The sequence below is a fragment of the Paracidovorax konjaci genome, from assembly GCF_900112675.1.
GTDB lineage: Bacteria > Pseudomonadota > Gammaproteobacteria > Burkholderiales > Burkholderiaceae_C > Paracidovorax > Paracidovorax konjaci.
Genome location: NZ_FOMQ01000013.1, coordinates 1 through 11,886 on the forward strand (window position 1 = coordinate 1; position 11,886 = coordinate 11,886).

Annotated in this window: 9 protein-coding genes and 1 pseudogene; 4 read left to right on the forward strand and 6 right to left on the reverse strand. The window is 63.7% G+C overall.

All coding sequences use genetic code 11. From position 1 onward, the window contains the following. The 6 genes and pseudogenes from BM144_RS23200 to dnaA form a co-directional block, all read right to left on the reverse strand. The coding region (locus BM144_RS23200; protein ID WP_175526059.1) for a transposase at nucleotides 1-270 on the reverse strand (270 nt) is incomplete at its 3' end. A gap of 1,204 nt (nucleotides 271-1,474) precedes the next feature. After that, nucleotides 1,475-2,161: pseudogene (locus tag BM144_RS23735) on the reverse strand (DEAD/DEAH box helicase); the annotation flags it as partial. After that, on the reverse strand, nucleotides 2,158-2,994 hold the full coding sequence (locus tag BM144_RS17385) for a HamA C-terminal domain-containing protein (RefSeq protein ID WP_092955083.1): 837 nt from the start codon (nucleotides 2,992-2,994) through the stop codon (nucleotides 2,158-2,160). The pseudogene BM144_RS23735 and the gene BM144_RS17385, both read right to left, overlap by 4 nt. A 110-nt stretch (nucleotides 2,995-3,104) precedes the next feature. Next, nucleotides 3,105-5,735, reverse strand: coding sequence for a DNA topoisomerase (ATP-hydrolyzing) subunit B (gene gyrB, locus BM144_RS17390; protein ID WP_092955086.1), 2,631 nt, complete (start codon nucleotides 5,733-5,735; stop codon nucleotides 3,105-3,107). 143 nt (nucleotides 5,736-5,878) lie between these two features. Beyond that, nucleotides 5,879-6,997 (reverse strand): DNA polymerase III subunit beta, encoded by a 1,119-nt coding sequence (gene dnaN / locus BM144_RS17395; RefSeq protein ID WP_092955089.1) that lies wholly within the window; start codon nucleotides 6,995-6,997, stop codon nucleotides 5,879-5,881. Nucleotides 6,998-7,151: 154 nt separating this feature from the next. Next, a complete protein-coding gene (gene dnaA / locus BM144_RS17400; RefSeq protein WP_092955092.1) occupies nucleotides 7,152-8,573 on the reverse strand; it encodes a chromosomal replication initiator protein DnaA in 1,422 nt (473 codons plus the stop codon). A 343-nt stretch (nucleotides 8,574-8,916) separates the two neighbouring features. On the opposite strand from dnaA, the gene rpmH reads away from it, so the two are divergent. The 4 genes from rpmH to yidC all read left to right on the forward strand — a co-directional run bounded on the left by rpmH (nucleotide 8,917) and on the right by yidC (nucleotide 11,777). Then, entirely contained in the window at nucleotides 8,917-9,051 is a 135-nt protein-coding gene (rpmH, locus tag BM144_RS17405; RefSeq protein ID WP_005798102.1) for a 50S ribosomal protein L34, read from the forward strand. Between the two features lie 151 nt (nucleotides 9,052-9,202). Beyond that, a complete protein-coding gene (locus BM144_RS17410; RefSeq protein ID WP_092955095.1) occupies nucleotides 9,203-9,766 on the forward strand; it encodes a ribonuclease P protein component in 564 nt (187 codons plus the stop codon). Next, nucleotides 9,763-10,059, forward strand: a complete 297-nt coding sequence (gene yidD / locus BM144_RS17415; protein ID WP_092955098.1) for a membrane protein insertion efficiency factor YidD — start codon at nucleotides 9,763-9,765, stop codon at nucleotides 10,057-10,059. Before BM144_RS17410 ends, yidD begins: the two co-directional genes overlap by 4 nt. Beyond that, complete coding sequence (gene yidC / locus BM144_RS17420) at nucleotides 10,056-11,777, forward strand: membrane protein insertase YidC (protein WP_092955101.1); 1,722 nt, start codon at nucleotides 10,056-10,058, stop codon at nucleotides 11,775-11,777. The genes yidD and yidC overlap by 4 nt, the downstream gene beginning before the upstream one ends. Nucleotides 11,778-11,886 lie beyond the last annotated feature (109 nt).

Sequence of the window (11,886 nt, forward strand, 5' to 3'; positions counted from 1 at the left end):
GAGCAACAGCAGATGCAGGCGATGCCACACTCCCACGGCCTGCCAGTCACGTAGACGCCGCCAGCAAGTCATGCCGCTGCCAAAGCCCAGTTCCTGGGGCAACTCTTCCCAAGGGATGCCGGTGCGCAAAACGAACAGGATGCCGTTGAGGGCCATCTCGTCGCTCACCCGCGGGCGACCGCCCTTGGCCGAGGCGGCGACTACCGGCAACAGCGGCGCAACCTTCTTGAACAGTGCTGCGCTTATCTCTTTTTTCTTGTTTCGACTCATGCATCACCAAACGCTCTTCGCTCGATTTGCGATGACATGGTTTTGTTAGCCGCTTTAAGCGGGGGGCTTTGAAGCCAACCCATTGCCTAGCAAATTCGAGGAAACTTTCAAGCGCCTCGTCTGCGTCGTCACCGGACTTACCGCTCAGCGCCGCGCGCAGCTGTACTGCAAAGCTCGGCTGCATTCGGTACTGGTTGACTCTGAATGTGAGCTGCTTGGGACTGACGACGCCGGCGAGCGCCCTCACCTTGAAATGACGCCAAGCCAAGTCGAAAACCGTAAGCATTTGGTCGTAGGTCGGATACCCCGTCCAAGAAAGCATGGGGGCCAGCCTGTCAATGTTCTCTTCAATCTCCCGCGCTAGTTCGATCTGTCCCCAGGGTTCGATGCCGACGTTCTTTTTAATGGTCTCCAAAGAAAGCGAGTTCTGTTCCCATATCTGCCGCATCCGACCTGCCACGCCCGGAGCGAGGTCGTTCTCATCCAGCTGAACGAGCAAGGAATCCGGCGCATCGTCGTTCTGCGTGAAAACAGGGACGTCGACGAACTCAAGCTTCTTTTCGGGCGGGTCGTTGAACAGATACACGTGCCCGACGTAGTGCTCCCACATGCGGCCGGAACGCCCTCGGATGTTGTTGAAGGTGAAGAAGTCGTACTTCTTGCGGTTGATGGTGTTGTCCGCCACAACCACGTTGCGTGCCGCAGTGTTCACGCCTTCAATGAGCGTAGATGTACACACCAAGTAGCTGAGATGTCCGCCGTTAAACAGGCGCACTAGCATTTGGGCGATGGACCTCGGAAGCTTGCCGTGATGGATGCCGACCCCGGCCTTGAGTGCCTTCACTAAGCCCCATTTGGGGCTGTAGTTGGTGCTGAGCCAGTCGATGGCGCCTACCAATCCTGACTTGGCTTCGAAGCCCTTATGAACGTCCGAAACGGCCTTACCAAGGTTTCTTGCTCCCTTCACGGAGCCGCTGAAAACCAGCGTTGGTCCCGTAAGTAGCGGCACGAGCTTTTTCAGACGCGCCACGTCGTCGCCCCCAGCAGGCACTAGGTGCGTATCGGACGCCACCGTACTGAACTCAGTCTTGATGAATGAGCAACGGTAGTTGGCACCGAACCCGTCGGGGAGTTCATTGATGTTTGGGCCGAGCATGTAGAACTGCTTGGCTTGCTTCACAAGGCGGTAGAACGCATGATTCAGCAGAACCGCGCGCTCATTTCCCTCGCCGGAATCTTCGATCTGTAGCTTGTAGAACTCGTCGATGACAAAGAAGTCGATCTGCTTGATGTGAGGGTTCTCGACCACGCGCTCTTGCGTGTGGACGAAGATGTTTTGCTCGGCAGGCTCTTGGCTCAGGTGCGTAATAACCTTGTACTGGCTGCGGAAACGCATCAGCCGCTTCCGGGTCTCGTCCACCAGCGCCAGCGTCGGTACGACAACGACGATGTTGCGGTGCCGCCTGCTGGCGACCACCGCGTCGATGATGAGGCTCTTCCCGAAACTCGTCGGCGCGCTCAGGATCACGCTGCGTCCCGCCATCAGCTCTCGGTACACCTCGGCTTGCTTGGTGGTAAAGATGATTCCCTCAGGCATCGCCTCGGGGCGATGCGTCTCTGTGGCAATCTGCGCGGCGACGCCAGAGACCGCTGCATCAACGTACGGAAAGAGCCCCACCTTGCGTAGCAGTGTCTGAACGATGGGTTCGTATGACGCGAACACTGCCTTGTGTTCAAGAACGCGGACCAAAAGCTCACGAGCTGACTGCAGTTGTTCCTCGTTCTCTGCGAGCGAGGTAAATGAAGAGAGCTGCGCTAGGAAGCGGAAGGCGTCTATCTTCTCGCGAAAACCGAGCGCGTCTAGCGTGCTCCGAAGTTCGCTGTAGCTCATAGATCCTGAGCCGCCTGCAGGCGCTTGTTCAGTTGAGCCAGCAGGTCATCCTTGCTGGCCATCGGGAACAGGAACAGCTCGATGCGAACCTTGGTGACGCTGTTCTTGGCGACGAATTTCTTGTGGTTTGCCGTCAGCTCAGCCTCCAGCGCTGCCTTGTATTGTGCTGAGGCCTGATCGAAGTTCTTCACCGTCGAACTGTCGTACGTCAGCAGCACAGGCACCACGATGGCGGTTACGACCTCATCGAGCGACCGGTTGCGATGAAGGAGGTCCTTCACCTTTTCCGTGCCATCCCATTTCGGGTCGAGCTTGTTGGTGATGAGTACGAATTCCTTCTTAAGATAGTCGTCTTGGAAGTGGGCCTCCAGCTCTGGCACAACATCTGCAATTGCCCGCGTAATGCTCTTGTAGAACTTGACTTCGCCAAGCCACAGTTCAAGGCCATTCGGTGTCGACAAGACGTGCACGGCGTCGAAACCTTTGACCGTGTTGTTGACGGAGTCCTTGAAGTAGATTTTGCTAATAGCGGACTGCGTCCCCACGGCCTCGCGCATCAATGCGTGAAGAATGAGCTCGCCGAACTCACCGCGTCGGTCGTATTTGTCGGTGTCGTAGACGATCTGGGCCGCCTTGCGGAGCTGGCTTACCAAGTTCGTGTCGTTGATGGATTCGCGCTCCGAAAAGGAGAGCGAGAACTCCGGCAACCATTCCATCAGGTAGCGTGAAAGCTGCTCGACGCGCCATGCTCCAGACTCATACCCTGCACACACGCCGTGCAGTCTGGGCTGCAGAGTTAGCTGACGGCAATGGATACTGAAGAATGGAACCATATCCCTTTGCTGCCTCGCGTCGATAGCTAGTGAATACGCTGCGCAAAGAACCAAAGGTTTCGCATCTTATGGCTCGCCGTTTCGCGCCTTATGCTTCGCTCTGCACCCCCTCACACATCAATATTCCCCGCCCGCAACGCATTCGTCTCAATAAACTCCCGCCGCGGCTCGACCTCGTCTCCCATCAGCATCGTGAACACCCGGTCCGCCTCGATCGCGTCCTCGATCTGCACGCGCAGCAGTCGGCGCACTTCGGGATCCATGGTGGTTTCCCAGAGCTGGCCGGGGTTCATCTCGCCCAAGCCCTTGTAGCGCTGGCGGCTGGTGGTGCGTTCGGCTTCCTTGATGAGCCAGGCCATGGCCTGGCGGAAGTCGCCCACTTTTTCGTCGCGCTGGCGGTCGCCTTCGCCGCGCTGCGCCTTGGCGCCCTCGGCCAGCAGGCCGCGGAAGGTGTTGGCGGCTTCGGCCAGGGCGGCGTAGTCGGCGCCGTGCACGAAGTCCTGCGTGATGATGCTGCTCTTGATGTTGCCGTGGTGGCGGCGGCTGATGCGCAGGATGGGCTTGTCGGTGCGGGCGTCGAATTCGCCGGCCACTTCGGCGGGCACGCCGGTGGTGGTGAGTTCGCGCAGCTTGGCCTGGAGGGCGACGGCGCTGGCTTCGGCGTCCTGCACGGTGTCGAGGTTCAGCGCCACGCCGTCGGCGATGGCGCGCAGAGCTTCACGGTCCATGAAGACCGACAGGCGCTCGATCACGCCTTCGGCCACCTGGTGCTTCTGTGCCAGCGTGGCCAGGGTCTCGCCGTCCAGCGTGCGGGGCTGCTCGCCGCCGGTGGTCACGCTCGCGTCGCGCAGGGCCACGCGCAGCAGGAAGGTGTCGAGCGCGGGGCCGTCCTTCAGGTACAGCTCTTCCTTGCCGTTCTTCACCTTGTAGAGGGGCGGCTGGGCGATGTAGATGTGGCCGCGTTCGACCAGCTCGGGCATCTGGCGGTAGAAGAAGGTCAGCAGCAGCGTGCGGATGTGCGCGCCGTCCACGTCCGCGTCGGTCATGATGATGATGCGGTGGTAGCGCAGCTTGTCCACGTTGAAATCGTCGGCGCCGCTCTTGCCGGTGCCGTCCGCGCTGGCCTTGCCGATGCCGGTGCCCAGGGCGGTGATGAGCGTGAGGATTTCGTTGGAGGTGAGCAGCTTCTCGTAGCGCGCCTTCTCCACGTTCAGGATCTTGCCGCGCAGCGGCAGGATCGCCTGGAACTTGCGGTCGCGGCCCTGCTTGGCGGAGCCGCCGGCGGAGTCGCCCTCGACGATGTAGATCTCGCTGAGCGCGGGGTCCTTCTCCTGGCAGTCGGCCAGCTTGCCGGGCAGGCCCATGCCGTCGAGCACGCCCTTGCGGCGCGTCATCTCGCGGGCACGGCGCGCGGCTTCGCGGGCGCGGGCGGCTTCGATGATCTTGCCGCAGAGGATCTTGGCGTCGTTCGGGCGCTCTTCGAGGTAGTCGGTCAGCGTCTTGGCGACGATGTCTTCCACCGGCGCGCGCACTTCGCTGGACACCAGCTTGTCCTTGGTCTGGCTGGAGAACTTGGGCTCTGGCACCTTGACGCTCAGCACGCAGCAGAGCCCTTCGCGCATGTCGTCGCCGCTCACCTCGACCTTGGCCTTCTTGGCCAGTTCCTGCTGCTCGATGTACTTGCCGATCACGCGCGTCATCGCGGCGCGCAGGCCGGTCAGGTGGGTGCCGCCGTCGCGCTGCGGGATGTTGTTGGTGAAGCAGAGCACCTGCTCGCTGTAGCCGTCGTTCCACTGCATGGCCACTTCCACGCCGATCTCGGTGCCGGGGATGCCGCCATAGGTGTCGGCCGGGCGCGTGCCCGTGGCGTGGAAGGCCGTGGGGTGCAGCACCTTCTTGTTGGCGTTGATGAAGTCCACGAAGCCCTTCACGCCGCCCGCGCCGGAGAAGTCGTCTTCCTTGCCCGTGCGCTCGTCCTTCAGGCGGATGCGCACGCCGTTGTTCAGGAACGAGAGTTCGCGCAGGCGCTTGGCGAGGATCTCGTAGTGGAAGTCGTGGTTCTCCTTGAAGATCTCGGTGTCGGGCAGGAAGTGGACCTCGGTGCCGCGCTTGTCGGTCTCGCCGGTCACGCGCATGGGCGAGACCTCGACGCCGTTCGCCGTCTCCAGGATGCGGTTCTGCACGAAGCCCTGGCTGAATTCGAGCACGTGCACCTTGCCGTCGCGGCGCACCGTGAGGCGCAGCATCTTGCTGAGCGCGTTCACGCACGAGACGCCCACGCCGTGCAGGCCGCCCGAGACCTTGTAGCTGTTCTGGTTGAACTTGCCGCCTGCGTGCAGTTCGGTGAGCGCGATCTCGGCGGCCGAGCGCTTGGGCTCGTGCTTGTCGTCCATCTTCACGCCCGTGGGGATGCCGCGGCCGTTGTCCACCACGCTGATGGAGTTGTCGGAGTGGATGGTGACGACGATGTCGTCGCAGTGCCCGGCGAGCGCCTCGTCGATGGAGTTGTCCACCACCTCGAAGACGAGATGGTGCAGGCCGGTGCCGTCGGAGGTGTCGCCGATGTACATGCCCGGACGCTTGCGCACGGCCTCCAGGCCTTCCAGGATCTGGATCGCGCCTTCGCCGTAGCCGTCGACGGGTGCGACGGCCTGGGCGGGCGCGGAGGCGGCTGCGATGGACTGCGCTTGGGTGTCGCCCGCGGGGGTGGTGGGCTCGGGCAGGGTGTTCTCAGCGGTCATGGAAGGCCTTGGGGTCCGGGGAAGCCTGTCGGCGGCTCCCCATGGGGGTCAAAAGAAGTCTTTGGGGCCTCATGTCGGCGGATTCATTGAATAGTTTGCTATAAAAATAGTAGCAATCCGATCCGGCGGAGGCCGCGCATGCGTCAGATGCGCATGGGCATCACGACGTACTTGAAGCGGTCGTTTTCAGGAATGGACATCAGCGCCGAGCTGTTGCCGTCGGAGAGTTCGACCTGGACCATGTCCTGGTCCATGTTCGCGAGCGCGTCGATGAGGTAGGTCACGTTGAAGCCGATCTCGATCGTGTCGCCGCCGTAGTCGATGTCGAGCTCGTCCACGGCCTCTTCCTGCTCGGCGTTGTTCGACGCCACGCGCAGCAGGCCGGGTTCCAGGTTCAGGCGCACGCCCTTGAACTTGTCGCTCGTCATGATGGCCGTGCGCTGCAGGCTGGCCAGCAGGGGCGCGCGGCCCAGCGTGATGCTGTTCTTGTGGTTCTTGGGGATCACGCGGTTGTAGTCGGGGAACTTGCCCTCCACCAGCTTGGTGACGAACTCCATGCCGCCGAAGGTGAACTTCGCCTGGTTGTTGGCGAACTGCATCTCGATGTGGGGCTGGTTCTCGCCGCCGGCGTCCGACAGCAGGCGCTGCAGCTCCAGCACCGTCTTGCGGGGCAGGATCACCTCCTGCTTGGGCACTTCGACGTCGAGCGTGGCGCTCGCGAAGGCGAGGCGGTGGCCGTCGGTGGCCACCAGCGAGAGCGTGTTGCCCTCGGCCACGAAGAGGATGCCGTTCAGGTAGTAGCGGATGTCCTGCACCGCCATCGCGAAGGAGACCTGGCCGAGCAGTTCCTTGAGCACCTTCTGCGGCACGCTGAAGGCGGGGCCGAACGCGGCCGATTCCTGCACCAGGGGGAAGTCCTCGGCCGGCAGCGACTGCAGCGTGAAACGGCTCTTGCCGCCCTTGAGCACCAGCTTGGACTGCTGCGATTCCAGGCTCACCGTCTGGTCGGCGGGCATGGTCTTCAGGATGTCGATGAGCTTGCGCGCGCCCACCGTGGTGGTGAAGTCGCCCGTGTCGCCTCCCAGTTCCGCGGTGGTGCGGATCTGGATCTCCAGGTCGCTCGTGGTGAGCTGCAGGGCGTTGCCGGTCTTGCGGATCAGCACGTTGGCCAGGATGGGCAGCGTATGGCGGCGCTCGACGATGCCCGAGACCGATTGCAGTACCGCGAGAACCTTGTCTTGTGTTGCCTTCAGGACGATCATGTCTTCAACCCCTAATGATTTTTGCGACGGTGCCAGGGCGGCGGGCGGCCGCGCGGGATCGGCCCTCGCCGGCCGCCCACGGCCAACCTGGCATTTTGCCTGCGAACCGGGGCATTTCCTGGGTGCGCGGGGGCATCGCCGGCACGGTACGCGCTCAGCCCTTGAGCGTCTGTTCCAGCACGTGCAGCTGCTGGTTCAGTTCGGTGAGCTGCTGGCGCTCGCCGGCGATCTTGCGCACCGCGTGCAGCACCGTCGTGTGGTCGCGTCCGCCGAAGAGCTCGCCGATCTCGGGCAGGCTCTTCTGCGTGAGTTCCTTGGCCAGGTACATGGCGATCTGGCGGGGCCGCGCGATCGAGGCCGGGCGCTTCTTGCTGTACATGTCGGCCACCTTGATCTTGTAGTAGTCGGCCACGGTCTTCTGGATGTTTTCCACACTGATCTGCCGGTTCTGGATCGACAGCAGGTCGCGCAGCGCCTCGCGCGCGAGCTGGATGGAGACTTCCTTCTGGTTGAAGCGCGAATAGGCCAGGATCTTGCGCAGCGCACCTTCGAGTTCGCGCACGTTGGAGCGCACGTTCTTGGCGACGAAGAACGCCACTTCCTCGGGCATCTCGGCGCTCTCGGCGCGGGCCTTGTTGATCAGGATCGCCACGCGCATCTCCAGCTCGGGCGGCTCGATGGTCACCGTGAGGCCCGAATCGAAGCGCGACACCAGCCGCTCGTGGATGTTCGCGAGGCCCTTCGGATAGGTGTCCGACGTCATCACGATGTGGCTCTTCTTGGCGAGCAGCGCCTCGAAGGCATTGAAGAATTCTTCCTGGGTGCGGTCCTTGTTGGCGAAGAACTGCACATCGTCGATCAGCAGCAGATCGAGCGAATGGTAGTGGGCCTTGAATTCATCGAAAGTGCGGCGCTGGTAGGCCTTAACCACATCCGAGACGAACTGCTCGGCATGGATGTAGAGAACTTTCGCGTCGGGCTTGTCCTGCAGCAGCCGGTTGCCCACGGCATGCACCAGGTGGGTCTTGCCCAGGCCCACGCCGCCGTAGATGAAGAGCGGGTTGTACAGGTGGCCCGGCGAGCCGGCGACGTGCATGGCGGCCGAGCGCGCCATGCGGTTGGCCGTGCCTTCCACGAGGGTCTCGAACGTGAGCGCGGGATTGAGGCGCGAACGGAACGGCACCGCCGCGGGCTCTTCCGGAGCGGTGCCGCCGGACGAGGGTTCCGCAGCCATCGCCGTCTGTTGGCTGACGGGCCGAACCACCGTACGGGTAACGCTTTCCCGCTGAGCGAGCGCTAACTCCAGGGTCACGGGCTGGCCGTAGAGGCCTTCCAGCAGGGCCGTGATGCGGCCGGAGTACTGGGAGCGGATCCAGTCGAGCTTGAAGCGGTTGGCCACCAGCAGGGTGACCTTGGAGAAGTCGGGGGCGACCTGGGCGGCGAGGGGCTTGATCCAGGTGTTGAACTGCTGTTCGGGCAGGTCCTGCGCGAGCTGTTCCACGCAGGCTTGCCACAGCCCTTGGCCGGGATCGGCGCCGGCATCGAGGTCGGGGCTGTGGGAGGGTTCCTCGGTCATGAAGTCGGTTTGTTGTTGTGGATAGGAGGAACGGATCAGGGCCGTAGATTGTAGCTTTTCAAGGGGTTATCCACAAGCTGGGCGGGGCGTTGGAAGGCCTGCTATAAACGCGCGTCCGTTCCCCAAGCATTGCCACCAGGAGCCAAGCCTGTGATAATCGCCGGTTTCCCTGAATGTGTTCAGGGCGATAAAGCCCGGGCGGCTCCTACCTTGCAAGGCCTTGAGAGCCCTGCGATGGGGAGCGCGTGCGGCTCGCACGGCCCGAGTGGTGGGCCATGCGACACGCGACGGGCCGGCCGATCGAAGCCGGGCCTGCAACCTAAGAACCTTCCAGGAATCGATCATGAAACGTACCTACCAGCCTTCCAAGACGCGCCGTGCGCGCACCCACGGTTTCCTCGTGCGCATGAAGACGCGCGGCGGCCGTGCCGTCATCAACGCACGCCGCGCCAAGGGCCGCAAGCGTCTGGCCGTCTGATACGGCTTTGCCATCGGAAGAGGCGCCTGCGTTGCTTCGCCTGGCCGTGCTGCTGCACTGCCCGGAGCCCAGCGCCTTGCCCTCTTCCTGATCGCCGACCCGTATGAGGCCGCCACGGCGTCCGGCCCGCGCCGCGGGCGATGGGGGTTCCATGCAACGGCTCAAGACCCGTCCGCAGTTCCAGGCCGCCATGGCCGGGGGAACCATTTCCCGGACTCCGCACTTCGCACTGCACCGCCTGCGCCTGGATGCGGCCCCGGCCGACCCGGCTTCGGGCGCCGCCCTCCCGGCTCCGGCTCCATCGAACGCTTCCCCTGCTTCAGGGCCCGGCGCCTTGCCTTCGCGGCAAGGCCCGCAGGCCCTGTTTGCCATGGGCGGCGGCATTGCGGGCGATCCCTGGCTGGGGGCGATGGTGCCCAAGCGCTGGGCGCGCCGCGCGGTGACGCGCAATGCCATCAAGCGGCAGATCTACGCCGTGGCCCCTGCTTTCGGGCCGCAGCTGGGAGCTGCCGCGCATGTGGTGCGGCTGCGTGCGGGGTTCGACCGCAAGCAGTTTCCCAGTGCCGTGTCGGAGGCGCTCAAGCAGGCGGTGCGCGCAGAGCTGCTGCAGCTTTTCGCCCAGGCCGTGCGCAAGCCCGGCAAGGCGCAGGCACCGGCCAGGCCCGCGGCGGATTTGCCGGCGGCGCAGCCGCTTTCGGAAACCTCCGGGCCGTGATGCGCACGCTGCTCATGGCGCTGGTGCGCGGCTACCGCTTCTTCCTGAGCCCCTGGCTCGGGTCCGCGTGCCGTTTCGAGCCCACGTGCTCCGTCTATTCGCTGCAGGCTCTGGAGCGCCATGGCGCTGCGGCCGGCAGCTATCTCACTTTGCGGCGCCTCGCGCGTTGCCATCCCTGGTGCGATGGCGGCCACGATCCGGTGCCGGACCAGCCGCCGCGCCTTTTCTCGCGGCTGACGGGCACCCCCGCGACCGAGACCCCCACTCCTTCCTCTCCAAAGAAGTCTTCATGAACGACATTCGCCGCACCATCCTGTGGGTGATATTTGGCTTTTCCATGGTTCTGCTGTGGGACAAGTGGCAAGTGCACAACGGCCACAAGGCCACTTTCTTCCCCGCTGCGGCGCCTGCCGCCGTCGCTTCGGCGCCCGCGTCCACCGGCAGTGCCAGCGTGCCGGGCGGCGGAGTGCCCGCGCCGAGCGCCACCGCCAATGCCGCGCCTGCGGCCGGGGCGCAGCAGGTGCCTGCCGGCACCACGCCTGCACCTTCCGTGAACGCACCGCGCGAGCGGGTCACCGTCACCACCGACGTGCTGCGGCTGACGTTCGACAGCGAAGGCGGCTCGCTCACGCACGGCGAACTGCTGGGCTATCCCGACATGGCGGACAAGTCCAAGCCCTTCACGCTGCTCGACGAGAGCGCGCAGCGCGTCTATGTGGCGCAGACGGGCCTGGTCGGCAACGGCAACGCCTACCCCACCCACAAGACGCCGATGTCCGTGGCGCCGGGCAACCGCACCCTACAGGACGGGCAGAACGAGGTCAGCGTCCGCTTTGAATCGCCCGACCTGGGCGGCGTGAAGCTGGTCAAGACCTGGACCGTGAAGCGCGGCGCCTACGACGTGGCCGTGAAGCACGAGGTGGTGAACACCGGCACGGCGCCCGTCTCGCCGCAGCTCTACCTGCAGCTCGTGCGCGACGGCAACAAGCCGCCGGGCGAATCGTCGTTCTATTCCACGTTCACCGGCCCCGCCGTCTACACGGAAGCCAAGAAGTACCACAAGGTGGATTTCAAGGACATCGAGAACGGCAAGGCCGAGATCGACAAGTCGTCCTCCAACGGCTACGTGGCCATGGTGCAGCACTATTTCGCGTCCGCCTGGCTGCTGGCCGATGGCGTGCAGCGCGACCTGTTCGTGCGCAAGGTGGACACCAACCTGTATTCCGTCGGCATGCTCGCCTCCATCGGCGAGATCGCCCCGGGCCAGACCAAGACGGTCGATGCGCGCTTCTTCGCGGGTCCGCAGATCGAGACGATGCTCGAGAAGCTCACGCCCGGCCTGGAACTGGTCAAGGATTACGGCTGGCTCACCATCCTGGCCAAGCCGCTCTACTGGCTGCTGGACCAACTGCACAAGGTGCTGAACAACTGGGGCTGGTCGATCGTCGCGCTGGTGTTCCTGCTCAAGATCGCGTTCTACTGGCTCAACGCCAAGGCGTACGCCTCCATGGCCAAGATGAAGGCCATCAACCCGAAGATCATGGAAATGCGCGAGCGGCTGAAGGACAAGCCGCAGCAGATGCAGCAGGAGATGATGCGCATCTACCGCGAGGAGAAGGTCAACCCGATGGGCGGCTGCTTCCCCATCATGATCCAGATCCCCGTGTTCATCGCGCTCTACTGGGTGCTGCTGTCGAGCGTGGAAATGCGCAACGCGCCCTGGATCGGCTGGATCAAGGATTTGTCCTCGCCCGATCCGTTCTTCATCCTGCCCCTGCTCATGACCGCCAGCTCGCTGCTGCAGACGGCGCTCAACCCTGCGCCGCCGGATCCGATGCAGGCCAAGATGATGTGGTTCATGCCGCTGATCTTCAGCGTGATGTTCTTCTTCTTCCCGGCCGGCCTCGTGCTGTACTGGCTGACGAACAACATCCTGTCGATCGCTCAGCAGTGGATCATCAACACCCGCATGGGCGTGCCGCCGCAGTTCAACCTGCCCAAGTTCCGCTGATCCCCCGCTGCAGGATGGAGCACCGCTTTCGCGGTGCGCCATCCGGGCAATCCCCAACGGCCACCTGCGTGTGGCCGTTGTCTTTTGGGTACGAGGATTGCTAGTCTTG